21 protein-coding genes and 1 pseudogene are annotated in these 24,151 nt (G+C 68.3%); 9 read left to right on the top strand and 13 right to left on the bottom strand.

What is annotated here, in order from left to right; genetic code table 11:
- Positions 1-7: 7 nt before the first annotated feature.
- Both HYV14_12010 and HYV14_12005 read right to left on the bottom strand, forming a co-directional pair.
- On the bottom strand, positions 8-1,756 hold the full coding sequence (locus HYV14_12010; GenBank protein MBI2386724.1) for an ABC transporter substrate-binding protein: 1,749 nt from the start codon (positions 1,754-1,756) through the stop codon (positions 8-10).
- Positions 1,753-3,474: an ABC transporter substrate-binding protein gene (locus HYV14_12005; GenBank protein ID MBI2386723.1), complete on the bottom strand. Its 1,722-nt coding sequence runs from the start codon at positions 3,472-3,474 to the stop codon at positions 1,753-1,755. The genes HYV14_12010 and HYV14_12005 overlap by 4 nt, the downstream gene beginning before the upstream one ends.
- Before the next feature lie 179 nt (positions 3,475-3,653).
- Between HYV14_12005 and HYV14_12000 the strand changes: the two genes are divergently transcribed.
- Positions 3,654-4,814, top strand: coding sequence for a Fic family protein (locus HYV14_12000; GenBank protein MBI2386722.1), 1,161 nt, complete (start codon positions 3,654-3,656; stop codon positions 4,812-4,814).
- Positions 4,815-4,826: 12 nt separating this feature from the next.
- Here HYV14_12000 and HYV14_11995 read toward each other — a convergent pair whose 3' ends face one another.
- Genes HYV14_11995 through HYV14_11980 form a run of 4 tightly spaced genes read right to left on the bottom strand, consistent with a single transcriptional unit; the run spans position 4,827 to position 9,327 of the window.
- On the bottom strand, positions 4,827-7,034 hold the full coding sequence (locus tag HYV14_11995) for an oligopeptide transporter, OPT family (protein ID MBI2386721.1): 2,208 nt from the start codon (positions 7,032-7,034) through the stop codon (positions 4,827-4,829).
- A gap of 15 nt (positions 7,035-7,049) precedes the next feature.
- The gene (locus HYV14_11990) at positions 7,050-8,132 is read right to left on the bottom strand and encodes a dipeptide ABC transporter ATP-binding protein (GenBank protein MBI2386720.1); all 1,083 of its coding nucleotides are present in this window, start codon (positions 8,130-8,132) and stop codon (positions 7,050-7,052) included.
- Positions 8,063-9,082, bottom strand: coding sequence for an ABC transporter ATP-binding protein (locus HYV14_11985; GenBank protein ID MBI2386719.1), 1,020 nt, complete (start codon positions 9,080-9,082; stop codon positions 8,063-8,065). The genes HYV14_11990 and HYV14_11985 overlap by 70 nt, the downstream gene beginning before the upstream one ends.
- 11 nt (positions 9,083-9,093) lie before the next feature.
- Complete coding sequence (locus HYV14_11980) at positions 9,094-9,327, bottom strand: Lrp/AsnC ligand binding domain-containing protein (protein MBI2386718.1); 234 nt, start codon at positions 9,325-9,327, stop codon at positions 9,094-9,096.
- 91 nt (positions 9,328-9,418) lie between these two features.
- Here HYV14_11980 and HYV14_11975 point away from each other — a divergent pair, with 91 nt between their 5' ends.
- Positions 9,419-10,960 (top strand): hypothetical protein, encoded by a 1,542-nt coding sequence (locus tag HYV14_11975; GenBank protein ID MBI2386717.1) that lies wholly within the window; start codon positions 9,419-9,421, stop codon positions 10,958-10,960.
- Positions 10,957-11,445: a DUF192 domain-containing protein gene (locus HYV14_11970; protein MBI2386716.1), complete on the top strand. Its 489-nt coding sequence runs from the start codon at positions 10,957-10,959 to the stop codon at positions 11,443-11,445. Before HYV14_11975 ends, HYV14_11970 begins: the two co-directional genes overlap by 4 nt.
- Positions 11,446-11,522: 77 nt before the next feature.
- Here the strand turns inward: HYV14_11970 and HYV14_11965 are convergent, their stop codons facing one another.
- The 4 genes from HYV14_11965 to HYV14_11950 form a co-directional block, all read right to left on the bottom strand.
- Positions 11,523-13,127, bottom strand: a complete 1,605-nt coding sequence (locus tag HYV14_11965) for a peptide chain release factor 3 (protein MBI2386715.1) — start codon at positions 13,125-13,127, stop codon at positions 11,523-11,525.
- A 13-nt stretch (positions 13,128-13,140) separates the two neighbouring features.
- A complete protein-coding gene (locus HYV14_11960) occupies positions 13,141-13,827 on the bottom strand; it encodes a response regulator transcription factor (GenBank protein MBI2386714.1) in 687 nt (228 codons plus the stop codon).
- Between the two features lie 115 nt (positions 13,828-13,942).
- Positions 13,943-15,550: an acyl-CoA carboxylase subunit beta gene (locus HYV14_11955; GenBank protein MBI2386713.1), complete on the bottom strand. Its 1,608-nt coding sequence runs from the start codon at positions 15,548-15,550 to the stop codon at positions 13,943-13,945.
- Between the two features lie 5 nt (positions 15,551-15,555).
- Positions 15,556-16,239, bottom strand: a complete 684-nt coding sequence (locus HYV14_11950; GenBank protein ID MBI2386712.1) for a 4'-phosphopantetheinyl transferase superfamily protein — start codon at positions 16,237-16,239, stop codon at positions 15,556-15,558.
- A 100-nt stretch (positions 16,240-16,339) separates the two neighbouring features.
- On the opposite strand from HYV14_11950, the gene HYV14_11945 reads away from it, so the two are divergent.
- The 5 genes and pseudogenes from HYV14_11945 (at position 16,340) to HYV14_11925 (ending at position 20,433) form a co-directional block, all read left to right on the top strand.
- A complete protein-coding gene (locus HYV14_11945) occupies positions 16,340-17,227 on the top strand; it encodes a hypothetical protein (protein MBI2386711.1) in 888 nt (295 codons plus the stop codon).
- Positions 17,215-17,907 (top strand): annotated as a pseudogene (locus HYV14_11940) (PorV/PorQ family protein). The gene HYV14_11945 and the pseudogene HYV14_11940 overlap by 13 nt, the downstream one beginning before the upstream one ends.
- A 368-nt stretch (positions 17,908-18,275) precedes the next feature.
- A complete protein-coding gene (locus tag HYV14_11935; GenBank protein ID MBI2386710.1) occupies positions 18,276-18,860 on the top strand; it encodes an RNA polymerase sigma factor in 585 nt (194 codons plus the stop codon).
- A 14-nt stretch (positions 18,861-18,874) separates the two neighbouring features.
- Positions 18,875-19,375, top strand: coding sequence for a hypothetical protein (locus tag HYV14_11930; protein ID MBI2386709.1), 501 nt, complete (start codon positions 18,875-18,877; stop codon positions 19,373-19,375).
- A complete protein-coding gene (locus tag HYV14_11925) occupies positions 19,372-20,433 on the top strand; it encodes a polymer-forming cytoskeletal protein (protein ID MBI2386708.1) in 1,062 nt (353 codons plus the stop codon). Before HYV14_11930 ends, HYV14_11925 begins: the two co-directional genes overlap by 4 nt.
- Here the strand turns inward: HYV14_11925 and HYV14_11920 are convergent.
- Genes HYV14_11920 through HYV14_11910 form a run of 3 tightly spaced genes read right to left on the bottom strand, consistent with a single transcriptional unit; the run spans position 20,430 to position 23,082 of the window.
- Positions 20,430-21,551 carry a thiolase family protein gene (locus tag HYV14_11920; GenBank protein ID MBI2386707.1) on the bottom strand — a complete coding sequence of 374 codons (1,122 nt, stop codon included), beginning with the start codon at positions 21,549-21,551 and terminating at the stop codon, positions 20,430-20,432. The two genes, HYV14_11925 and HYV14_11920, sit on opposite strands and share 4 nt — an antisense overlap.
- Positions 21,548-22,327 (bottom strand): inositol monophosphatase, encoded by a 780-nt coding sequence (locus HYV14_11915; GenBank protein MBI2386706.1) that lies wholly within the window; start codon positions 22,325-22,327, stop codon positions 21,548-21,550. Before HYV14_11915 ends, HYV14_11920 begins: the two co-directional genes overlap by 4 nt.
- Positions 22,324-23,082 carry a uroporphyrinogen-III synthase gene (locus HYV14_11910; protein ID MBI2386705.1) on the bottom strand — a complete coding sequence of 253 codons (759 nt, stop codon included), beginning with the start codon at positions 23,080-23,082 and terminating at the stop codon, positions 22,324-22,326. Before HYV14_11910 ends, HYV14_11915 begins: the two co-directional genes overlap by 4 nt.
- Positions 23,083-23,112: 30 nt before the next feature.
- On the opposite strand from HYV14_11910, the gene HYV14_11905 reads away from it, so the two are divergent.
- The coding region (locus tag HYV14_11905) for a hypothetical protein (protein MBI2386704.1) at positions 23,113-24,151 on the top strand (1,039 nt) is incomplete at its 3' end.

The following is a 24,151-nucleotide window of genomic DNA, read 5'->3' as shown; positions in this document are numbered from 1 at the left end:
CTAGCAATCATTGCGCGGACTTATGGAGGTCGTAGTAGTACGCTCCATAGGGCATGTCCGGGAAGGTCGGGCGGTAGACGAAGCCCTTCACCCAGGTCCGCTGGGCCCGGTAGCGCACGCCCTCGGCGAGCATCACGTGCGGGACGTCCTCGTCGACCAAGGACTGCATCCTCTTGTACAGGGCGGCGCGCTTGGTCTCGTCGGCCGTCGCGGCCGCCTCCTCGATGACGGCGTCCACCGCCGGGTTCTTGTAGCCCTGCTTGCCGGCGTAGTAGCCCGCGGAGTGGACGATCGGGAAGGCGAAGTTGTGGGCGTCGGGGTAGTCCGCCTGCCAGGCCGCGAGGAACAGCGGGATCTTGTTGGCCTGGGTCTGCTCGAGGTAGGTCGACCACTGGATCATGCGCAGGTCGACCTTGAACCTCGGGTTCAGCGCCTCGACGTTCTTCTTGACCATCTGGGCGATGGTCTGGGCCGGCGCGGAGCCGGCGTTGAAGACGAAGGAGACCTTGAACCCCTTCTCCCATACACGTCCTCCCCAGGCCTTGCGGAAGTGCTCCTCCGCCTTCTTCGGGTCGAGCGCGAACTGCGGCTTGGGGCTCGTCCCGCCGGGAAGGGTCGAGGGGATGACCCCCGAGGTGCGCCGTCCCTTGCCGCGCAGGATGTCCTTGATGTACCCGTCGTAGTCGACGCTGTACGCGAACGCCTTGCGCGCGTCCTTGTCGGAGAAGAAGTCCGGCGGCACGCCGTTGCCGTCGAGCCGGCCGGAGCCGATGTTCTGGTTGGCCGTCGGGTTCATCTTGAACGTGAACATCAGGATCGACGAGCGCTCGAGGTTCTGCAGGCCGTCGATGACCTCGGCCCCCGGCACGCTCTGCAGCTGGGGGAAGTACATCTGCGGCCCGTACACCGCGTCGGCGTCGCCGGCCTGGAGCATCAGCTTGCGCGTGTTGAAGTCGTCGACGACCTTGATGACGACCTGGCGCAGCTTCGCGGGCGCGCGCCAGTAGCCGTCGTGCCGCGTCAGCACGGTCTGCTTGTTCGTCTTGTCGAAGCGCTCGAGCTTGAACGCGCCGGTCCCGTCGGCCTTGTCGTTGGGGATCATCGTCTCGCGCCGGGGGTTGTTGAACCGCTCGACCGTCGCCGCCTCGCCGTCCCATTGGCCGTTCTTCATGCAGAAGTCCTTCGAGACGATCGCGCCGAAGTTGGCGAGTATGCTGAGGAACGGCGCGAAGGGCCGCTCGAGCCTGATCACGAGGACGCCCTTGTCGACCGTCACGGCCTTGAACGCCCGCTCGACGACCTTCGGGTCGAGCTTCCCGCCCTTGCGGGTGCCGTTCACGCCGAGGATCGGCTCGAGCAGCAAAGAGGCGGGCCCGCCGTCGCGGTCGGTCAGCAGGAAGCGCAGGATCGAGTAGCGCGCGTCCTCGGGCGTGAGGACCGTCCCGCCGTGGAACTTCACGCCCTTGCGGATCGGGAAGCGGTAGGTCCGGCCGTCGGCGGAGACGAGGCCGTTGGCCTTGCTCGGCACCTTCTCCGAGATCATCGGCATCAGGTCCTTGGCGGCCAGGCCGAAGCCCTTGTAGGCGAGCAGGTACTCGTAGACGTTCGAGAGGATGTTGTGGCTCGCCGTGTCGTAGGACCACGCCGGATCGAGGCTGTCGGGGTCTCCGATCGTCGCGTACACGAAGACGTCGGGGTTCTTGACCTCGGCGGACGCGGGGACGGCGAGGAGCGCGGCGAGCAGGATCGATCTCATGGGATTTTGGTGACCTCGTACAGCGTGCCGTAGGGTTGGATGGGGTGATACAGCCAGCCGAGCACCTTCGCCCGGCGGACGACGATGCTGTAGCTGTCCGCGGTGAAGATCGCGGGCGCGTCGTAGATCGCCAGGGCCTGAAGCTCCGCGTACAGCGCCTTGCGCTTGGCCGGGTCGATCTCGGCCGCCGCGGCCTCGATCATCGCGTCGGCGCGCGGGTTGGAGTAGCCGAGCATCGAGGCGAAGTAGCCGCGGGAGTGCAGGTACGGCTCGACGGCGTTGTGCGGGTCCGGGTAGTCGAGGATCCAGCGGTACACGAACGCGGGCAGGCGCCGGGCGCGGAACTCGTCGAGCAGCTTGGACTCGGGCAGAGCGCGGCACTCCACGCGGAACTTGGGGCTGACCTTCTCGACGCCCTCCTTGAGCAGGCGGCAGGCGATGCGGCGCTCGGAGTTGCCCTCGGTGTAGGCCAGCGACAGGGCGAAGCCCTTGTCCCAGACCTCCCCGTTCCTCGCGCGCTTGAACGCGCCCTCGGCCTGATAAGGAGAGAACGGCCAGGGCTTCTGCTTCGGGTTGTAGCCGAACAGCACCGCCGGCACGGGCCCGTGCGCCTGGATGGCCTTGCTCCGGTAGCCCTCCTTTATGAAGGCGTCGTAGTCGAAGGCGAACGCGAAGGCCTTGCGCACCTCCGCGTCGGCGAAGAAATCCGGCGGCACGCCGTCTCCGAGCCGGCCGCTCCCGAGCCAGGGGTTCTCCTTCGTCTCGACGGCGAGGTTGAACAGCACCGTGTTCTGGGCCTCGAGCGAGGGCAGGCCGTCGGCCACCACCACGCCGGGCAGGCCCTCGAACTGGTCCAGGTAGCGCCGCTCGACGAACGCGACGTCGATCTCCCCCGCCGCGAGCCGCCGTCGCCGTTCGCGCGATTCCGCGACCGTCGTCAGGTTGACCCGCGCGAGGCCCGCGGGCTTGCGCCAGTAGGCGTCGTTGCGCGCGAGCGCGATCTTCCCGCCCTCCCGGTCCCAGGACTCGAGCCGGAAGGGGCCGGTGCCGTTGACGCGGGAATAGAGCGCGGAGGCTTCCTTGGCCGGATTGCGGTGCTTGACCCAGGTCTCCTTGCGCCCGTCCCAGCCGCCGTTGGCGGTCACGTGGCTTTTCGACACGACGTGGGCGAAGTTGGCCAGTATGCCCAGCAGCGGGGCGAAGGGCTTCTTCAGGCGGAGCACGACGGAGCCGCCCTCGGTCGCGATGGCCTTGTCGGCCAGGTCGAAGATCACGTCGGGCGGCAGCTCGCCGGTATGACGCACGCCCAACAGCCCCGTCAGCAGGAGGTTCGACGGCCCCCCCTCGCGGTCGAGCAGCAGGAAGCGCATCAGCGAGTACTTCACGTCCACGGCCGACAAGGCCGAGCCGTCGTGGAACTTCGCGCCCAGGCGCAGCGGGAAGGCGTAGGTCAGGCCGTCCTTGGAGAGGAAGCCGTTGGCCAGGGACGGCACGACGGTCGCGACGCGCGGCTCGAAGGAGTCGAGGGAGTCCCCCGCGAAGTCGATCAAGGTCTCGTAGACCTGGTCGACGACGAACAGCGAGACCGCGTCGTAGGCCCAGTGCGGGTCGAGCGTGTCCACGTCGGCGCCGAGGGCGTAGTCGAGGACGGCGGGGTCGTTGGAGGCGCGGGCGCCTAACGGGCAGGTCAGGAGCAGCGCGAGCGCTATTCTCAGCACCGGCGTATTCTAGACTATTTCAATCCTGGTTGAGCGGGGAGCGCATCATGGCGCACATCTATCTAGCACTAAACTGGAATTATAACTGCGCATAATTTAAATAACAATATTTAATTTAACAATTTATTTAAATTAAATCAGGCATTGACAACTAGCACTAATCAGGCTACACTGGACCCATGTTCCCGGTCCTCCCGTCCAAATCAACGCCGACGCTCGAGCAACTGGCGCTGGACGTCGCCTCCTCCGCCGCCGCGCTCGGACGCGGCTTCCACCCCCTCATCCTCGAAGAGATCGCGCGTTTCATGGCGAAGATCAACAGCTACTACACGAACGCCATGGAGGGCAACCCGTCCAGGCTCAAAGACATCGAGGCGGCGCTCAACAAAAAACTATCGAAGGACCCCCTGGCCCGCAATTATCAGCTGGAGCACTTGGCCCACCTCCGCGTTCAAGAGGCGATGTTCGAGCGTCTGCGCCTCGAGCCCGGGCTTCGGGTCTGTTCCGAGGCGTTCCTGTGCTGGCTTCATGAGCGGTTCTATCTCGAGCTTCCCGAGGCGATGCGGTTCGCCAAGACCGAGGGCGGAGACCTCGTCCCGGTCGTGCCGGGCGAACTGCGCGACCGGGGCATCAGCGTGGGCCGGCACGACGCCCCCGAGAGGCGGGCGGAGATCCGGGGCTTTCTGGCCAAGTTCGAGGAGTTCCTCAGCCCCGAGGCGCTTGCCGGGACGCGCAGGCTCCTCGGCATGGCCGCCTCTCATCACCGCTTCCTGTGGATACATCCTTTCTCGGACGGGAATGGAAGGGTCGTGCGGCTCTTCACGAGCGCCTACGCCGCGCGCATCGGCGTGGGCGAAGGGCGGCTTTGGAGCGTCACGCGGGCCTTCGCGCGGAACCGGGCCGACTACGACGGGCATCTCGCGAACGCGGACCTTCCCCCCCGGAACTCGCTGGACGGACGCGGGCCTCTCTCTGAAGAGGCCTTGGCCGATTTCTGTGATTTCTTCCTGCGGGCCTGCCTGGAGCAGATCCGATACATGGATTCGGCGCTCACGCTGACGGAGCTCGAGCGGCGCTACCGACGCTACGTCGACGGCCTCTTGGGCGAAAAACTCGTCTCCAGATCCGGCGCCAAGGTCCTGGCGCGGCTGTTGACGCAGGGCGAGGTGCCTCGCGGCGAGGTGGCCGCGATCTGCGCGGTGAAGACGCGGCGGGCGTCCATCATCATCAAAGAACTGCTCGACGCGCGGGCCGTCCGCAGCGAGACGGCCTACGGGGCGCTGCGGCTCAATATCACCGTGGATATGGCCGCGGCGCTGTTTCCCGACCTCGCGCAATAGTCGGCGTCCGGTCTAAGCCCTCTTCTTCTTGTCCGAGAGCCACTTCTCCCCGCCCACCAGCAGGAGCAGGACCGTCAGCACGCCGAAGGCCAGGACCGAGGTCAGGTCGCTGCCGGCGACGCCGGCGAAGCGCTCGCTCATGTCCAGGTGCGCGGAGACCTTCGGGCTCATCGTCAGGATGGCCACGATGATGCCGGCGATGGCGCCGCCCGCGATGTAGCCGGAGGAGAACAGGACGCCCGGGCTCATGTCCGACTCGGCCTCGGTCTTCTTGGTCCACTTGTCCGCGATCCAGCGCATCAGGCCGCCGACGAAGATCGGCGTCGAGGACGACAGCGGCAGGTACACGCCGACCGCGAACGGCAGGGACGGCACCTGGCACAGCTCGAGGACCAAGGCGATGCCCACGCCGAGCAGGACCAGCCCCCACGGGAGCTTGCTGGTCAGGATGCCGTCGATGATCAAGGACATCAGGCGCGCCTTGGGCGCGTTGTACTTGAGGACCTTGGTGCCGTCGAGGCGCGTGGTCTCCACGCCGTTGATGCCGGGGTCCACGAGGTACTTGATCTTGCCCGCCTCGTCGACGAGGTATTTGCCTTGCGGCAGATCCGCCACTTCTCCCTCGCCCACGTGCCAGACCTTGTAGGTCGCGGCGTCGATGGCGGAGTCGGAGCCCTGCAGGCCCTCGGTGACCGTCAGGTCGGCGACGGGGGCCGTGATGGCTGGGAAGTCCCGCTTGGCGTAGGTCGTGCTCGCGTTGTTGAGGAGCAGGAGCGTCAGGCCGATGACGAGCGCCGAGCTCAGCGCGCCGACGAGCAGGCCGAGCTGCTGGTAGCGCGGCGTGGCGCCGACGAGGTAGCCGGTCTTGAGGTCCTGCGAGGTGGTGCCGCCGTTGGAGGCCGCGATGCAGACGATGGCCGCGATGGAGAGCGCGGTCAGGCGCGCGCCCTTGCCCACCCAGCCGCCGTTCGGGTCGAAATGATTCAGAAGGACGAAGATCAGGCAGGTCAGCAGCAAGGTCGCCACCGTCATGCCCGAGATCGGGTTGGAGGACGAGCCGATCTCGCCGGTCAGGCGCGAGGACACGGTCACGAACAGGAAGCCGAACAGCACGATCAGCATGGCGCCGATGATGCCCTTCACGCCGAAGCCGAGGCCGAGTCCCGGGGCCGCCGCGATCGCGAGCACGAGGAACAGGCTGCCGACGACGACGACGGAGTTGGGCATGTCCTCGTCGGTGCGCAGCTTCGGGCCGGCGGCCTTCGCCGTGCCGCCCGCGAGGATGTCGGCGATGCCGGACTTGAGCGAGGAGTAGATCGTGGGCAGGGCCTGGAACAAGGAGATGATGCCGCCGGTCGCGACCGCGCCCGCGCCGATGTAGAGGATGTAGGACTTCCAGATCTCGGCCGGGGACATGTCGTGGATGAGCTTCGTGGCCGGGAACAGCGGGGCCGTGAGGCCGTCGCCGAACAGCTTGATGGCCGGGATGAGCACCCAGGAGGCCAGCACGCCGCCGGCGACCATGACGCAGGAGATCTTGGTGCCGATGATGTAGCCGACGCCGACGAGCTCGGGGGCCACCTCGCCGCTGATCGCGGCGCCCTTGAAGAAGTTGAGCATGCGCTCGGGCGTGTCGTTCCAGAGCTTGAGGCCACTCATGAGGACCTTGTACACGGACGCGATGCCGAAGCCGGTGAACACGGTCTTGGCGCTGGAGCCGCCCTTCTCGCCGACGATGAGGACGTCCGCGCAGGCCGTGCCCTCGGGGTAGGGCAGGACGCCGTGCTGCTTGACGATGAAGGCGCGTCGCAGCGGGATCATCATCAGCACGCCGAGCAGGCCGCCGAGCGAGGACACGATGAGCACGCGCGCCGCGTCCATCTCGTAGCCCAGGATCATCAGCGCGGGCATCGTGACGCCGACGCCGAAGGCGATGGACTCGCCGGCGGAGCCGACGGTCTGCACCATGTTGTTCTCGAGGATGGTCGTCTGGCGGGCGCCGGTGAGCTTGGAGAAGAGGCGGAAGAGCGTGATGGAGAGGACCGCGATCGGGATGGACGCGGACACCGTCATGCCGACCTTGAGCACGAGATAAAGAGAGGAGGCGCCGAAGACGATGCCGAGAAGCGCGCCGACGATGACCGCCGACCACGTGTACTCCGCCATCTCGGTCTTGTCGGAAACGTAGGGCTTGTGCGCTTCTTTAGCGTGCGTGGTCATGAGGGGTCATCTCCATTAGAGGGCGACGAGCGCGGCTTCGCTGCGCTTGTCCTTGAACGGGAGGACCTCGCAGGCGGTTTCGTGTCCGGGCTTGGCCACGATGAGCGGCTGATCGTTGACGCGGCAGGTCTCCTTCATGTAGCGGCACCGCGGATGGAAGCGGCAGCCGGACGGCGGCTTCAGCGGCGAGGGCACGTCGCCGGTGAGCAATATCCGTTTGCGCCGCTTCTCGATGGACGGATCGGGGACCGGCACGGCGGACAGAAGGGCCTCGGTGTAGGGGTGCTGGGGGTCGTTGAACAGCGTCTCGGAGTCGGCCATCTCGACGACCCGGCCGAGATACATGACGGCGATGCGGGTGCAGAGATGCCGGACGACGGAGAAGTCGTGGGAGATGAACAGATACGCCAGTTTGCGCTCTTTCTGAAGATCCTTCAAGAGATTCAAAATCTGGGCTTGGATCGAGACGTCGAGGGCGGAGACGGGCTCGTCGGCCACGACGAGCTTCGGGTCCAACGCCAAAGCACGGGCGATGCCGACTCTTTGTCTTTGACCGCCGGAGAACTCGTGAGGATGCCGGGGAAGATAGGACTTGGCGATCCCGCAGTCGTCGAGCAGCTTCGCAAGCTTTTGGGCCCTTTCCGCGGGATCCTTGTGCATGTCATGGATGACCCACGGTTCCGTGATGATGTCCTCGACGGTCATGCGCGGGTTGAGGCTGGAGTAGGGATCCTGGAAGATGACCTGCATCTGGCGGCGCATCGTCTTGAGCTCGGCGGCGTTCATCTTGGAGACGTCGGCGCCGTCGAAGAGCACCGAGCCCTCGGTGGACTTCTCGAGCGCGAGCACGAGCTTGCCGAGCGTGGTCTTGCCGCAGCCGGTCTCGCCGACGACGGCGAAGCTCTCCTGCGGCATCACGTCGAAGGAGACGCCGTCGACGGCCTTGACCGTCGTCTTCTCTCCGAAGAAGCCCTTGCGGACGTCGAAGTGCTTCTTGAGGCCTTTGACCCGCAGGAGGGGCGCCGGGCTCACTTGGCCGCCCCCGTCGACTCGTGGCGGTGGGACTTCTCCGTGGACTCCCCCTCGATCAGCCAGCAGTTGGACATGCGCTCGCCCGCCAGGTGGAACTGGGGCGGGTCGTCCGTCTTGCAGCGCTCCATCACGCTCGGGCAGCGCGGCGCGAACGGGCAGCCGACGAAGCCGCCGCTGAGGTCCGGCGGCTGGCCCGCGATCGCCTCGAGGCGCTCCTTGCGCACGTAGATCGAGGGCACGGAGCCGAGCAGGCCCTTGGTGTAGGGATGCTTCGGGGTATTGAATAATTCGCCGATAGGCGCATGCTCGACCGGGCGGCCGGCGTACATGACCACGACGTCGTCGGCCATCTCCGCGACGACGCCGATGTTGTGCGTGATCAGGATGATGGCCATGTGGTACTCGCGCTGGAGGTCCTTCATCAGCTCGAGGATCTGGGCCTGGATGGTGACGTCGAGGGCGGTCGTCGGCTCGTCGGCGATGAGGACGTCGGGCTCGCAGGACAGGGCGATGGCGATCATCGCGCGCTGGCGCATGCCGCCGGAGAACTGGTGCGGGTAGTCGTTGACCCGCTCCTCGGGATGCGGTATGCCGACCTTCTTGAGGAGGTCGACGGCCTTGGCCCAGGCCTTCTCCTGCGAGACGCCCTGATGCAGGACGACGGCCTCGGCGATCTGCTCGCCGACCCGGATGACGGGGTTGAGGCTCGTCATCGGCTCCTGGAAGATCATCGCGATGCGGTTGCCGCGGATCGCGCGCATCTCCTCGGCGCCCATCTTCAGCAGGTCCCGGCCTTGGAACAGGATCTCGCCGCCGACCACCTTCGCGGGCGGTTCCGGGAGAAGGCGGAGGATGCTGAGCGCGTGGACGCTCTTGCCCGACCCGGATTCGCCGACGACGGCGAGGGTCTTGCCGGGATGGAGCTGGTAGGTGACGCCGTCCACCGCCTTGACGGTCCGCTCGCGCGTGATGAAGTGCGTCCGCAGGCCGCGGACGGAGAGGACGGGCTCGCTCACCGAAGGATCACTTAGATGGAGGTGGTGACGAGGCTCTCGGTGGAGAGCACGCCGGGGGTCGCGCGGATGTCGCGCACGACGACGTTCGAGAGGGTGCCGACGTCCTCGGTCTCGATGTCGAGCACGAGGTCCCAGCGGCCGAACACGGCGGTGACGTGCGAAACGCCCTTGATTTCCTTAATACGGGAAAGCGCGACCTTCTCTTTGCCCGCCATCAAACGCACCAGCACCAGTCCGGTCACCATTTCGCGCCCTCCTGAATCGAACGGTTGTCGAGGTTCGCAGTATATCAAAATTTACCGGAAACGACGGTGATTCAAGTAGAATCTCGTCTTCATGCGCCTTCGAAACACCGTGGGCCGGGGCCTCGCCCTCCTCCTCGCCGTCGCGGGGCTGTACGCCGCCGTGTTCGGCCTCTGGACCGTGCGCGGCAAGAGCCGGGAGCTCACGCTCGCGGCGTCGAAGGCCGACCATCTCCACTTCGACATCGTCGAACTGACCTTGCTGTCCGGCGACCGGTCCCTGGACGAGTCCTTCGCCGCGGCGCCGCCGCGCTTCGTCGTCATGCGCGGCACCGAGACCGTGACGACGATCGCGGGCATCCGCGAGATGCGGGCCGTCCGGATCGCGCCGGGCCGCTGGACCGCGAAGTGGCCCGTGCCGTGGAACGCCCCGTCCGGCGCCTACCGTCCGGCGCTCGTCGGCCGGCCGGACCTGGCGGCGCGCGTGCAGGTCGCCTCCTTCCGGGTCTCGCGGCGGACGCCGAAGCCGATGCCCAAGGGCTTCGTCGCGGCCACGCTCGAGAGCGCGATGCCGCTCGCCTCGATGCGGATCAGGGGGCCGGACGGGACGACGACCGATTGGCGCGGCCTGCTCGACTGGGCGCAGCACCTCGGCGCCGACGCGTTCTGGATGCTCGGCGGCCAGACGCCGGGGCGAGGCAAGGACGAGATCTGGGCGACCGACAACTTGAAGCTGATCCCCGAGGTCGCCAAGGAGTGCAGGAGGCGCGGCCTGCAGTTCGGGGTGTACGCGATGTTCTCGCTGACGATGTCGAAGGCCCCCCTCCCCGGATACGAGTATGGGCTGGAGATCAAGGACGGCGCGCCCGTCGTCACCCGCGCGATCTCGATCCGCGACGGCAAGCGCCTGTCGGACGTCGCCGCGTTCCTGAAGCCGTTCGCCGACGACCCGAACGTCGACTGGGTGGGCCTGGACTACATCCGCAACGCGCTCGGCGGCTACGAGCTCGTCGACGACTTCGTCGCCGAGATGCCCGGCGTGGCCGTCCCCCGGGAATGGCGCGCGCTGACGCGCGACGAGCGCATGACCTGGCTCGCGCGCAAGAAGATCATGCGCCGCGACATGGGCTTCGTCGAGGCCTGGGAGTGGTGGCGCGCGCGGCGCGTCGCGCTGATCGTGCGCGAGATCAAGGCCCGGCTCGGCGACAAGCCTCTCTGGGCGTTCACCTTGACCTGGGAGAAGGGCTGGCATCACGGCCAGGACCCGGTCATGATGAACGACGCGGGCGTGGACATCGACGCGCTCATGTTCTACGAGGCGGACAAGGCCCAGTACGCCGCGATGATGAAGAGCTGGAACGAGTACGTGAAGACTTCCGACGTTCAGCTCCTTCCGGGGAACATCTTCGATTGGGGCCTGCACCAGAAGGACGAGGCCGGCCCCGGCGAGTTCGGCCGCCGGATGAAAGCGGCGGTCACGGGGGTGTACGGCGACGGCCCCGCGCGGGGCGTATTCTTTCACGACATGGCCCGGTTGATCTGGGGCCGCCTCGGGCCCTGGGGCACGAAGGGCTGGGCCGACGAGGCCCGCAAGATCTCTCAGTTCGTCAAATCGCAGCCGGAGAAAACAAAATGAAAGCCCTGATGCTCCTCCTCGCGCTGTCGCCCGCCGCGTTCGCCGGCGGCGAAGCCGCCGCCGGGAAGTGCGTGCCCCAGACCGTGCCGGCGTCCAAAAAGACCGCCCTCGTCTTTCCGGATGGAAAAAAAATAAAGATCGATCTCGTCGACACCCCGATGACGCGCGAGATCGGGCTCATGTGCGTGACGAGGATGCCGCGCGCCTACGGGATGATGTTCGTGTTCCCCCAGGACATGTACCTGAACTTCTGGATGAAGAACACCCTCGTGCCGCTCGATATCCTCTGGCTCGGCCCGGACAAGCGGATCACCGAGATCCACGAGAAGCTCCGCGAGTCCACGGTCGACACGCCGGACGAGAAGATCGTCACCGCCGGCGGCCGGGGCCAGTTCGTCCTCGAGCTCGCCTCCGGCGAGGCGTCGCGCCGGAAGCTCAAGATCGGCGACCGGCTGAAGTTCGAGGCCGCGATCCCGGATAAATGAACCGGTGCCAGGCCTCCCATTATCCCATTACTCCGAGTAATGGGATAATGGGAGGCCTGGCACCTAGCGCGTGGCACCTAGCGCGTCTTGGCGGGCGGGAGGCGGAGAAGCTCGATCTCGGGGTGCTTCTCCGAGAGGTACTGCAGGGACCAGGGCGTCGGGAACAGGATCATCTCGTTGCCGTCCTCGTCCTTGACGCGCGCGGACTGCATGGGCAGGGCCACCGCTTCGACGGCGCCGGGCTTAGTGTTCGGCCCGATCCAGCGGGCGAGGGTCCAGGCCATCGGCTCGAGGCGCGACTCGACGCCGTATTCCGACTGAAGGCGGAACTGAGCGACCTCGAACTGCAGCGGCCCGACCGCGGCGAGCAGGGTGGTCTTCGCGTCGCCCATGTCGCGCGGGACGAGCGCGCGCACGACGCCCTCGCGCAGGAGCTGCTCGAGGCCCTTCGCGAACGGCTTGTACTTCGAGGGGTTGGGGTTGCTGATGCGGGCGAAGCACTCGGGCGCGAAGCGGGGGATCTCGTCATAGACCACTTTCGGGTCCTCGCTGAGGGTGTCGCCGATGCCGAAATCCGAGTAGCCGACCAGGCCGATCACGTCCCCCGCGTACGCCTCTTCGATGATCTCGCGGTCGCGGCCGAAGATCTTATGGGCGTTGGCCAGACGGAACGACTTGCCGGTGCGGGAGTGGGTCACGGTCAGGTCGCGCGTGAACTTCCCCGACACCACGCGGACGAAGGCGATGCGGTCGCGGTGCTTGGGATCCATGTTGCCTTGGATCTTGAACACGAAGCCGGAGAAGGAGTCGCGCGCGGGCTGGATGAGGCCGGCCGTCGAGGCGCGCGCGGCGGGCGCGGGGGCGTGCTGGAGCAGGGCCTCGAGCAGCAGCTGCACGCCGAAGTTGTTCACGGCCGAGCCGAAGTAGACGGGCGTCGTGCCCCCCTTCAGCGCGTCGGCGGCGTCGAAGCCGGCTCCCGCGGCCTCGAGCAGATGCACCTGCTCGACGAAATGGTGGTAGGAGTCCGCGTCGAGCGCGTCCTTCACGGCGGGGTCGTCGATGCCCGCGACCTGCACCGGCGCCTTGTAGGCGCCGCGAACCGTACGCTCGAACATGTGCGCCCGCTTCGTGGTCCGGTCGTAGACGCCCTTGAAGCGCTGGCCGACGCCCATCGGCCAGTTCACGGGGTAGGGGTGCAGCTGGAGCTGGTTCTCGAGCTCGTCGAGCAGCTCGAGGAGGTCCTTGGTCTCGCGGTCGAGCTTGTTCATGAACGTCAGGATGGGGATGCCGCGCAGGCGGCAGACCTCGAAGAGCTTGAGCGTCTGGGGCTCGATGCCCTTGCCGGCGTCGATGACCATGACGGCGGCGTCGACGGCGGTGAGCACGCGGTACGTGTCCTCGGAGAAGTCCTTGTGGCCGGGCGTGTCGAGGAGGTTGATGCGGTGCCCCTCGTAGTCGAACTGGAGCACGGTGGAGCTGACCGAGATGCCGCGCTTGCGCTCGAGCTCCATCCAGTCGGAGGCCGAGGAGCTCTGGTTCTTGCGCGCGGTGACCGAGCCGGCGAGCTGGAGCGCGCCGCCGTAAAGCAGGAGCTTTTCGGTCAGCGTCGTCTTGCCCGCGTCGGGGTGCGAGATGATCGCGAACGTGCGGCGGCGGGCGACTTCGGTCGTGATGTCGGCCATGGGGATCGGCGCCTTAAGCGTCGAAGCGGTAGCCGAAGCCGCGGACGGCGACGATCTTGTCGGCGACGGGGCCGATCTTGTTGCGCAGGTGGGAGAGGGTCACGTCGATGACCTTCGTCGTCAGGTCGATGCCCGAGTCGTACCCCCAGACGTGCTGGAGCAGGAAGTCGCGGGTCAGCACGCGGTTCTTGCGGTAGACGAGGAACCAGAGCAGGTCGAACTCCTTGGCGGAGAGCGCGACCTCCTTCTCGCCGATGTGGACCTTGCGGGAGGCTCGGTCGAGCTTGACGCCCCCCGCCTCCACCGTGGTCGGCTCCTCGACCTTGCCGGCGCGGCGCAGGATCGTCGCGACGCGCGCCACGAGCTCCTCGGTGTTGAAGGGCTTGGCGACGTAGTCGTCGGCGCCGACGCGCAGGCCGGCGATCTTGTCCGCGACGTCCTTCTTCGCGGTCAGGATTATCACGGGTAGATTCGAGAGCTTGTCGTCACCCCGGATCTCGGCGAGGAGGTCGACGCCGTCCCCGTCGGGAAGGTTGCGGTCCAGGAGCAGGAGCTCCGGCGGCTGCTTCTTGAGGCGCGCGCGGGCCTTCGCCAAGGTGTCGACGGTCTGGGCCTCGTAGCCCTCGCCCTTGAGCACCTCGAGAATGAGGTCCGCCGTGGCGGCCTGGTCCTCGACGACGAGAATCTGCGCCTTGATCATCGCCGGAAGTATAGCAGAATTCGCCGAAATGTCACGACTTGGTGTCAGGCATTCCGCTTTTTTCACTTTCGCGGCCGCGAAAGTGAAAAAAGCGGAATGCCTGACACCCTCCTCCCTACAGGGGGATGTTGCCGCGGTTCTCGTGGGTGCCGGGCACGCGCTTGTCCTTGAGGAAGCGCAGGGCGCGCACGATCTTGTAGCGCATCAAGGAGGGCTCGATGACCTCGTCGATGGAGCCGGTCGAGGCCGTCTGATAAGGGGAGGCGAACTTGGCCGCATATTGTGCTGAGAGCGTAGCTCTCAGCGCGGCCTTGTCCGCGTCGGTCTTGCAGGCCGCGATCTCGCGCGAGTAGAGGATCTCGATGGCCCCCGCGGGACCCATGACCGCGATCTCGGCGCAGGGCAGGGCGAAGTTGAAGTCCCCCTTCATGTGCTTGGAGCTCATCGCGATGTAGGCGCCGCCGTACGCCTTGCGGAGGATGACCGTGATCTTCGGGACCGTGGCCTCGGCGTAGGCGAACAGGATCTTCGCGCCGTGGCGGATGATGCCGCCGTGCTCCTGGGTGACGCCCGGCCAGTAGCCCGGCACGTCGACCAAGGTCAGCACCGGGATGTTGAAGCAGTTGAGGAAGCGGATGAAGCGCGCGGCCTTGTCGGACGCGTTGATGTCGAGCGCGCCGGCGACGTGCGCCGGGTTGTTGGCGATCACGCCGACGACCTCTCCGCCCATGCGGCAGAAGCCGGTGACCATGTTCTTGGCGTAGCCGGCCTGCACCTCGAAGAACTTGTGCTCGTCGGCGATCTGCCAGACGATGTGGTGGACCCGATAGGACTTGCGCGGGTCCAGGTCGCACATTTTTTCGAGAAGCGGGACCGATCTCCGGATCGGATCGGGATTCGCGACTCGAGGAGGCTTCTCCCAGCGGTTCTGCGGCAGATAGCTCAGCAGTTCCCGCACCTGGCGGAAGCAGTCGGGCTCGGACTTCGCCACGAAGTGGCAGACGCCCGACTTCGCGCTGTGGGCGTCCGCGCCGCCGAGGCCGTCGAAGGTGACCTCCTCCCCCGTCGCGGCCTTCACGACGTCCGGCCCGGTCACGAACATCTGCGAGATGCCCTCGACCATGAAGATGTAGTCGGTCAGCGCGGGCGAGTAGACGGCGCCGCCGGCGCAGGGCCCGAGGATCACGGAGATCTGCGGGATCACGCCGGAGCACTTCACGTTGCGCTGGAATATCTCGGCGTAGCCGTCGAGGCTGTCCACGCCCTCCTGGATGCGCGCCCCGCCCGAGTCCAGCAGGCCGACGACCGGCACGCGGTTCTCGTACGCGAGGTCCATGACCTTCACGATCTTCTTGGCGTGCGCCAGGCCCAGGGAGCCGCCGAGCACGGTGAAGTCCTGCGCGTAGACGCAGACCTCGCGGCCGTTTATCTGGCCGAAGCCCGTTATCACCCCATCGCCGGGGATGTCCTTGTCCTTGAGGCCGAAATCCGTCGCCCGCGTGGAGACGAGCAGGTCGAGCTCCTGGAAGGTGCCCTCGTCGAGCAGGTAATGGATGCGCTCGCGGGCGGTGAACTTGCCGCGGGCCTTCTGCGCCTCGAGGCGCTGAGGGCCGCCGCCGGCGGAGGCCTTCTCGACGGCCGCCCGGAGCCTGACGACGCTCGCGGCGGCGGGCCGGGGAGCGGCCTTCGCCTTTTCCGGATTCTTCACCGCTTCCTTTTCCATCATGATCAATCTCCCGTGTAGGCGACGGCGATGCGCGCGCCCTCGACGCCGTCGTAGTCCAGCCGCACGCGCGGCGAGCCCAGGTCGGCCCAGGCCTTCGCCGGCGCGCCCGTCAAGGTCACGCCGTCCGCTTCGGGCCGGACCGCGCGCGCGTCCGCGTCGAGCCCGAGGCCCAGCAGCTTCAGCGCCGCTTCCTTGCCGGTCCAGAGGCGCGCCTGCGCCTCCGGGTCGTCGGGCCCCGCCGCGAGTTCGCCGGGCGACGCGACGAATGCGATCACGTCCGCCGGCCGCGGCACGATCGTCTCGATGTCCACGCCGACGAAGCGGCCCGGCGCGGCGACCGCGGCGGCGCCGCCCTGCGCGCAATGCGAGATCGAGAAGGACGGCGCGGGGGCCGGGGCGCCCTTCGGCAAAGTCAGGCGCGGGCGTCCCGCCTCGTCGTTGGAGACCCGGAGCTCGGCCGGGTCCGCCTCCCAGCCGTATTCGTCGAGGAAGTGAGCGGCGAGCGCGCGCTTGGCGGCGAGGCGGCCCGCCACGCGGTCGAGCTTGCGCCGCTCCGGAAGGGTCTCGAGCTCGACGAGCTCCTTGGCGCCGAAGCGCGCGCGCAGTTCGGCGGGCTCGGACAGGGTCCTCTCGGCCTCGCGGCGCGGACAAAACGCGAGGCGGTACGGCGGCCGGCCCGTGGTCATCTAAGTATTATACTTCTTCGCACCCCGACTTGTCCCGATCGCGGCGCCGCTAAAAGTCCGATTGACTTGCTCCCCCCATACGGATACCATTCTGTTACATATGATGGGACTATGGGCGGACGGCTGGTTCTATATCTCGTCGGCGGGGCTCCTGATCAGCGGGATCCTCTTCTTCTTCCTCCTCGGCCAGTACCGCGTCGCCTCCGAAGCGGCCGACGCCACCGAGGGCGAGCAAGGCGCCGAAAAAGAGGTCTCCGCCCCCGCGGCCATCCGTCCGGTGTACATCCCCGAGGAGGCCGCGTCCCCCAAGGTCGCTTCTCACACGGAAAAGCCCGAGGTGAAGGCGGAGGCCGCTCCCAAGGCGAGTCCCGAGTTCACGGGCCCGGAGCGGCGGAAGGATCCCGCGAACACGACCGGGGGCATCAGCCCCGCCGTCGTCTATCTCCAGAACATCAAGGTCGAGCTGGCCGACCTTCATAAGGACCTGCGCGCGCTGTCCAAGCGCGTCGACGACGAGCTGTCCTCGGTGTCCACCCGCGACGAGGCCCTGATCGAGCGCCTCGGCGAGCTGACCCGCGCTGTCGAAGGGCTGAAGGCCGCGGCGCCCGCGCCGGCGGCCGAGACGGAGGAAGCGTCGAAGCCCGCCCGGAAGGCGCGCAAGGCCGAGAAGGCTCCCGAGCCCGCGGCCGAGATCGTCGTCGAGGCGCCGGCGCCGGCGGCGCAGGTCGTCGTCGAGGCCCCGAAGCCCGCGGCCGAGCCGTCCATCGAGGTCCTGCCTCCTCCCCCGGCCGAGGAGCCGGCGGCCGCTCCCGTTCCGGAGGTCAAGGCCGGGCCGTCTCCCGACGAGACGATCCGCATGGAGCTCGGCGCGCTGGTCGCGCCGCCGCCCGCGCGGACGGAGCCCGAGGCCCCGGCCGCGGCCGAGCCGTCCAAGGAAGAGGCTCCGCCCGTCGAAAAGCCTCGGCGGGGGCCGGTCTGGCCCGTATAACCGCTTTCGCGGTTATTTTTTTCATAACCGCGATTCCCGTCCGCGCCGGCCTCTTCCCCGGCGGAGCGTTCTCCTCGCGCGCCAGCGGGACCACGAGCGCCGCCTTCCTGCGATCGCCGGGTGGCGCCCGCGCCTCGGCCATGGGCGGCGTGTCCGCCGCCGCCGGCGCCGGCGCCGAGGCCGTGTTCCTCAATCCGGCGACGCTGTCGCGCGTCGCGGCCGAGGCCCCGAGCGAGGTGGCCTTGGGCTACGACGCCCTGCTCGAATCCGCCTACTCCGGCTCCGTCGCCTACGCGCGTCCCCTCGGCCGCGACGGCGCCTTCGCGGCGGGCCTCCTGTACGCGTCGCAGGGCGCGCAGACGGCTTACAACTCCATCGGCGACGCGACCGGCAAGTTCACGCCGACCGACCTGGCCCTCGGCGCCTGGTACGCGCGCCGCCTCATCGGGCCGCTCTCGCTCGCGGGCGGGCTGAAGATCATCCGCTCGGCGATCGACGACCGCAGCGGGACGACCGCCGCCGTGGACTTCGGGCTGCTCGCCAAGCAGGTCGCCGAGATCGGCGACGGTCCGCTTGACGTGGGCTTCTCGATCCAGAACATCGGCCCCCCTCTCAAGCTCGGCGGCTCGTCCGACCCTCTCCCCGCCCGCATCCGCGCCGGCGGCCTGTGGCGGGTCGCTCCGACCCTCGACGCCGGCCTCGACGTCAACATCCCCGTCGACCAGGACCCTTACGCCTCCCTCGGCTTCGAGGGGCGCCTGCCGGCCTCCCGGATGGGCTCGACGAAGCCCTGGGTCATCGCCGTCCGCGGCGGCTACGACCAGAACCGCACGCGCGACGTGGACGGCCTCACCGGCTTCTCCGCCGGCGCCGGCTTCGACTTCTCGGCGCTGCGCCTCGACTACGCCTGGGTCCCCTTCGGCGACCTCGGCACCGTCAACCGCATCACCATCGCCTTCCGCTTCTGAGCGGCGTCCGGCGGCCGTTTCCGGAGACGGCCGCCTGAAAACGAAACCTCCCGCTCCGCCTTTACGTAATATTGGATGCCGTGAGCGAACCCCTCGACACCGACGCCGATCTCGTCCGCCGCTGCCTCTCCGGCGATGACGGCGGCTATGCCGCCTTGCTCGGCCGGCATCAGGACCGCGTCTACTCCTTTCTCCATCGACTGACCGGCGACGCGCACGACGCCGAGGATCTCGCCCAGGTCGTTTTCCTCAAAGCCTTCCGTTCCCTGGAGACCTTCGACTTATCCCGGCCGTTCCACTCCTGGCTGTTCGCCGTCGCCCACCACGCCGCGCTCGACTTCCTCCGCGCCAAGAAGACCGACCTCTCGCTCGACCACGACGAGCACCCGATCGACCCGGCCGACGAGTCGGACGGGCCCGAGCGGCTGGCGGAAGCGGCCCTGGACGGCGCCCTGGTCGAGCGCCTGGTCTCGGCGCTGCCGCCGCTCTATCAAGAAGCCCTGCTGCTGCGCCACGGGGAGGGCCTGAGCGTGGAAGAGGTCTCCGCCGCTTTGGGCGTTCCCGAAGGGACCGTGAAGATCCGCCTGTTCCGGGCCCGCGAGCTGATGCGCCGGAAATGGGAAGCCTTCGAAAAAGATGAAACCCGCGGGGCGCCCCGTCCGTAATGAGAGGTAGAGCCATGGACTGCGAGAACGCCCGACGCCGGATCAGCGACAGCCTCGACGGAGGACGGCCGGACGCCGCCCTCGCGGGGCATCTGTCCGGCTGCGCCGCCTGCGCGCGGGTCCTGGCCCGCTCCCGATCTCTGAACGCGGCGCTCGCCTCGCTGCCCCAGCTGCGCCCGAGCGCCGCGTTCAGCACGGTCGTGCTCGCCTCCCTCAAGCGGGCGAGGGCCGCGGAGTCCATGCCCGCGTGGCCGCTCGCCGCGGCCTGGGCGGCGTCGTCGCTGGCGCTCGCCGCCGGAGCGATGCGCCTGTCCCTCTCGATCCCGCGCCTGGCGGCGGCCTTCGCCGAAGGCGCCGCCATGCTCGAGCTCGCCGGCCGCCTGGCGCTCCGCGTCCTGCCCGCGCCGCGCGCCGGCGCCGAGCTGTCGGCCGCGGCGCTGCTGGCCGTCGCGCTGTTCCTCACGATCTCCCTGCCGCACAACCGAAAGACCCGCCTCATCGGAGCCAAATCATGAACGACCGACTTCTGCTCGCCGCCGTCCTCCTCGCCGTGACCGTCCCCGCCCGGGCGATCAAGCTCCAGCTCGGCGACGACAAGGTCCGCAAGGGCGACTACACCGTGGAGAAAGGCCGGACCTTCGACGGCGACGTCGCTGCGGAAGGCGCGGTCACCGTGCAGGGCGTCGTCACCGGCGACTGCGCGGCCTTCGGCGGCCCGCTCGTCATCGAGGGCGAGTGCCGCGGCGAGGCGGCCTCCTTCGGCGGGCCGGTGCGCCTGACGGGGAAGGTCGGGGGCGACGTGTCTTCCTTCGGCGGCCCCGTGGACTTCGCGGGCGCCGCCGGCGGCGACGTGTCCTTGTTCGGCGGCGACCTGACCGTGCGCTCCTCGGGGACCATCGAGGGAGAGGTCTCGATCTTCGGCGGCCGGCTGAAGCAGGAGCCCGGCGCGACGATCAAGGGCGAGCTCCACAACTTCAGCTCGCCGATGATCGGCGCGATGGTGCCGGGCGTCGCCCTGGCGGCGATGCGCGCCGACCGCGGCGCCAAGCACGGCCCCGCGCCCCGCAAGGCCCTGATCTCCGGCTTCCTCCTCGGGCTGTGCCTGCTCCCGTTCCTCGCGACCTTGTTCTTCCCGAAGCAGGTGGAGACGATCGCCGCGGCCGCTTCGGCGGATTTCTGGCGCGCCCTCGGCATCGGCCTGCTCGTCGAGATGGCGATCGTGCCCGGGACGCTCGCGCTGGCCGTCTCGGTGATCGGGATCCCGTTCATCCCCGTGGCCTACGCCGCGCTCACGGCGGCGGTGGTCATGGGCACGGGCGCGTTCTTCCTCCTGATGGCCCGTCGCGCCTGCCTGAACCTCGAGAAGCCCGTCCCGTCCACGATCAAGGCCGTCGGCTGCGCCGGCGCCGCGACCGCGGCGATCTCGATCGCGGGAGGGCTGCTGCCGGTCGTCGGCGGCATCCTCGGCCTCGCGCTGTTCCTGACCTTGTGCTGCGGGATGACGCTCGGGCTCGGCGCGGTGTGGCTCACGCGCCTCGGCACGCGGCCGGCGACCGTTCCCGCGAACGGCTAGAGGGCTTCGACGCAGACGGCGATGCCGAGGCCGCCGCCGACGCTGATGGCGGCGACGCCGCGGCGCCGGGAGCGGCGGCGCAGCTCGAGGAGCAAGGTGTGGACGAGGCGCACGCCGGTCGCGCCGAAGGGATGGCCGAGCGCGATCGCGCCGCCGTTGGGGTTGATGCGCTCGGCGTCGATGCCGAGCTCGGCTTGATCGAGCAGGACCTGGGCGGCGAAGGTCTCGTTGATCTCCCAGACGTCGACCTCGGAGGCGCGCCAGCGGGCCTGCTCGAGGGCCTTTCGGACCGCGGGCACGGCGGCGTAGGCCATGCGCTCCGGCGGGACGCCGACCAAGGCCGAGGACACGAGCCGGCCGAGGGCGCGGCCCTTGGCGGTCTTCGCCGAGGCGAGGATCAGCGCGGCGCCCCCGTCCACGACGCCGTGCACGTTCGCGTGCGTCATCGTCGCGGTCCCGTCGCTGAACAGCAGCTTGGCGGTCGCGAAGCGGTCCGGCGAGGCGTCCTCGAGCACCGCGTCGTCGCCGGCCAGGCCGGCGACGGGGACGATCTCCGCGGCGCGCAGCTTGACGGCCGCGCGCGCCCGCGCGTGCGACTTCCACGCCCACGCGTCCATCGCCGCGCGCGCCAGGCCCGCCTCGCCCGCCCGCTCCTCGGCGGTCTTGGCGATATGTTTTCCGCAGGATATGTCGGTGAACGACGGCACGAAGATGTCCCGCCGCAGGCGGCTCGGCGCGTCCGCGCCGACGGCGGCCGCGCTGGAGGCTTCGCCCCGTGAGATGGCGCTCGCCGCGGTGGTGAGCGCGAGAAGTCCGGTGCCGCACGCGAGATTCACGGCGACGCCGGTGGTCTCGGAAGGGCAGCCCGCGCGGTGGCCTACATATCTGGCTCCGTAGCACCCGTAAGGTCCCGCTTGATACATATTGCCGAAGGCGATGAATTGAAGATCACGAGGTGATAAGCTCGCGGCCGATAGCGCCCCTTTGAGGGCCGCGGCGGCAAGATCCTGAGGATCGAGCTCTTTTAAGGCTCCCCCGGGAGTCCCCCTCCCCGTCGCCCCGAAGCTCCACGCGGCGAAAGGGGTGCGCGCTCCGGCCATGATGAGGATATCGTTCAAGGGACCCTCCTGAGGGTCGACAGCATCGATGTATGGATCTTGCCGTTGCTCGCCAGAGTGCGCTTTCCCATCGAGCGCCAGTCTTTCCAAACATTTCCGTTGAAATCCGTCACCTTCCCGCCGGCCTCCTCGATAAGAAGCAGACCCGCCGCGACGTCCCAAGGGTTCAATTCGAACTCCCAAAATCCATCAGCACGTCCGGCCGCGATCCAGGCCATGTCCAACGCGGCGGAGCCGGACCGGCGAACATCGTGACTATTCTTCATGAAGGCTTTGAACCGAGCCAAATAATAATCGGCCCGCTCCGCGCGGTCATACGCGAAGCCCGTGATCAGTAAGGAGTCCTTCATAAGGGGCGTCATCGATGTCCTCAATCTTTTGCCGTTCAAAAACGCGCCTTTATCCCGTTGGGCGAGGAAAAGCTCCTTCCTGAACGGATCGTAAACCCCTCCGAGCCGAGGCGTTCCGTTCTTCAACACCCCGATCGACGTGCACGCCACCGGATACCCATGCGCGTAATTCGTCGTCCCGTCGAGCGGATCGATGATCCAGAGATATTCCGCTCCCGTGATCCTTTCCTCGTTCTCCTCGGCTTTGTAATCGTCCCCGGGGAAGCGCTTTCTGATCGCGTCGAGGACCGTCTTCTGGCTTTCCAGGTCCGCGATGGTGAGCAGGTCGGCTCGCCGCTTCTGCTTATACCCGACCTTGCCGAAGTGCCTGGTCAGGACCTTTCCCGCCGCGAGCAACGCCGACTTGAGGAGCGAGGCGCGGGTCACGGGCGCCCCTTCAGGCCTTCGACGACGGCCCGCGCGAGCGACTCGGGATCGGGCCGCTTCGCGACCGCGGCGGGAACGACGCCTTTCGCGCGCAAAGCCGCGGCGGTGGTCGGGCCGATGGCGACGGCCGCGGCCAGGGAGAGCTTCAGGTCGGGGACGGCGAGGACGGCGGCCGAGGGAGAGGCGAAGGTGACGGCGTCGGCGCCGAGCGCGAGGGCGCGGCGCAGCCGGCGCATGCCGTCGGGATCGGGAACGGTCCGGTATGCGGGGACGACGGTGACGCGGGCGCCGGCTTTACGAAGACTTCGCGGGAGGGTGTCCAAGCCGCGCTCGGCCCTCGGGATCAGAACGCGCGAGCCGCGCGGGACGCGCAGGATCCGAGCTAGGCCGGCGGAGCGCGCGTCTTCAGGCACCATGGTACAAGCCCAACCGTTTGCAGCAACGGCTTTCGCCGTCGAACGGCCGACGGCGGCGAGTACTCGAGGAGAGACCGGCTTTTTCTCGGCGAGGAGTTTTCGGCAGCGCAGGAAGAAAAAATCAACGGCGTTCGCGCTGGTGAAGGCGACGGCGTCGTAACGGCGGAGGTCGAGGATCGCGCGGTCGAGCGCCTTCCAAGATCTCGGAGGAACGGTCCTGATCAGGGGCGCGAACACCACGCGAGCGCCTTTCGCGGCTAACGCCGCGGCGGAGCCGCTTGATCTCGCGCGCGGGCGCGTCACGATGACGGTTCGGCCGGAGAGCAGGAGCGCGCGCACGCCCCGATTATATATCCTTAAAAGCGACCCATGCGCGGATCGCTCGTCTTCGCCGCTCTCGTCACGGCCTCCCTCGCGCTCGGGCTTCTCCTCGCGCGGACGACGGGGGTCACGTACGACGAGCCCCCGTACCTCGGCTTCGCCTGGGCCTACCTCCACGGCGGGCCGAAGGCCGCCGCGCGCGAGTACCCGCCGGTCCTCTCCTACCTGCGCGGCGCCGCGCTCGCCGCGGCGGGGGCCGGCGCGCCGTCGCCGCCTCCGGGACTCGTCGCCGGGCCGGTCGAGCCGCACGTCTTCGGCCAGCTGTTCCTTTTCCACAACCGCGTCCCGCCGGAGACCCTGCTGTTCTGGGGCCGCGCCGCCGGTCTCCTGCTCTTCGCCGTGCTGCTCGTCGTCCTTCGCCTGTGGGGCGGCCTCTTCGCCCTCGCCTTCGCCGCGTTCGACCCGAACCTGCTCGCGCACTCCTCGCTCGCGACGACCGACGGGGGCTTCACCGCCCTGTTCATCGCCTCGCTGGCGCTGTGGGAGGTCTCCCCCGCCGCGGCCGGCGCCGTCGGCGGGCTGGCCCTGGGCTCGAAGGCCACGGGCCTGATCCTCCCGTTGATATTCCTGTACGCGGGACGCGCGCGGCTGAAGTCCGTGCTGATCGCGTGCTCCGCGTTCGCCGCCGTCGCCGTCCTCTGCTACGCCCCGACGGGGGTCGGCGGCCTCTTCGACATGCTCGCGTTCCGGACCGCGCAGATGGCCTCCCCCGCTCCGACCTACCTGTTCGGGAAAGGCTACCCGCAAGGCCATCCGCTGTATTTCCCGGCGATCCTTCTCGTCAAGACGACCTTGCCCCTGCTGCTGCTCGGGGCCTGGGGCCTGGCGGACGGGCGCTTGTGGACGGGCCGCGAGGAGCGCCGCCGCCTGATCCTGGCCGCCGGGGCCGTCATCCTCGTGTCCGCGATGTCCGCGCGGCGCCAACTCGGCGTGCGCTACGTGCTGGCGCTGTACCCGCTGCTCGCCCTCGGCGCCGGCGCCGCCGCCGCCGCGCCGTGGCGCCGCGGCGGCCGGCCCCGGCTGGCGG

The organism is Elusimicrobiota bacterium (genome assembly GCA_016182905.1).
Classification (GTDB): domain Bacteria; phylum Elusimicrobiota; class Elusimicrobia; order UBA1565; family UBA9628; genus GWA2-66-18.
This window is presented reverse-complemented; position numbering and strand designations above follow the sequence as displayed.

What these genes read in the sequence shown, in the direction of transcription:
- HYV14_11995 (MBI2386721.1), bottom strand. Translation starts at nt 7,034, where the DNA reads ATGACCACGCACGCTAAAGAAGCGCACAAGCCCTACGTTTCCGACAAG.
- HYV14_11975 (MBI2386717.1), top strand. Translation starts at nt 9,419, where the DNA reads ATGCGCCTTCGAAACACCGTGGGCCGGGGCCTCGCCCTCCTCCTCGCC.
- HYV14_11930 (MBI2386709.1), top strand. Translation starts at nt 18,875, where the DNA reads ATGGACTGCGAGAACGCCCGACGCCGGATCAGCGACAGCCTCGACGGA.
- HYV14_11965 (MBI2386715.1), bottom strand. Translation starts at nt 13,127, where the DNA reads ATGGCCGACATCACGACCGAAGTCGCCCGCCGCCGCACGTTCGCGATC.
- HYV14_11945 (MBI2386711.1), top strand. Translation starts at nt 16,340, where the DNA reads ATGATGGGACTATGGGCGGACGGCTGGTTCTATATCTCGTCGGCGGGG.
- HYV14_11955 (MBI2386713.1), bottom strand. Translation starts at nt 15,550, where the DNA reads ATGGAAAAGGAAGCGGTGAAGAATCCGGAAAAGGCGAAGGCCGCTCCC.
- HYV14_12010 (MBI2386724.1), bottom strand. Translation starts at nt 1,756, where the DNA reads ATGAGATCGATCCTGCTCGCCGCGCTCCTCGCCGTCCCCGCGTCCGCC.
- HYV14_11980 (MBI2386718.1), bottom strand. Translation starts at nt 9,327, where the DNA reads ATGGTGACCGGACTGGTGCTGGTGCGTTTGATGGCGGGCAAAGAGAAG.
- HYV14_11950 (MBI2386712.1), bottom strand. Translation starts at nt 16,239, where the DNA reads ATGACCACGGGCCGGCCGCCGTACCGCCTCGCGTTTTGTCCGCGCCGC.
- HYV14_11970 (MBI2386716.1), top strand. Translation starts at nt 10,957, where the DNA reads ATGAAAGCCCTGATGCTCCTCCTCGCGCTGTCGCCCGCCGCGTTCGCC.
- HYV14_11960 (MBI2386714.1), bottom strand. Translation starts at nt 13,827, where the DNA reads ATGATCAAGGCGCAGATTCTCGTCGTCGAGGACCAGGCCGCCACGGCG.
- HYV14_11925 (MBI2386708.1), top strand. Translation starts at nt 19,372, where the DNA reads ATGAACGACCGACTTCTGCTCGCCGCCGTCCTCCTCGCCGTGACCGTC.
- HYV14_12000 (MBI2386722.1), top strand. Translation starts at nt 3,654, where the DNA reads ATGTTCCCGGTCCTCCCGTCCAAATCAACGCCGACGCTCGAGCAACTG.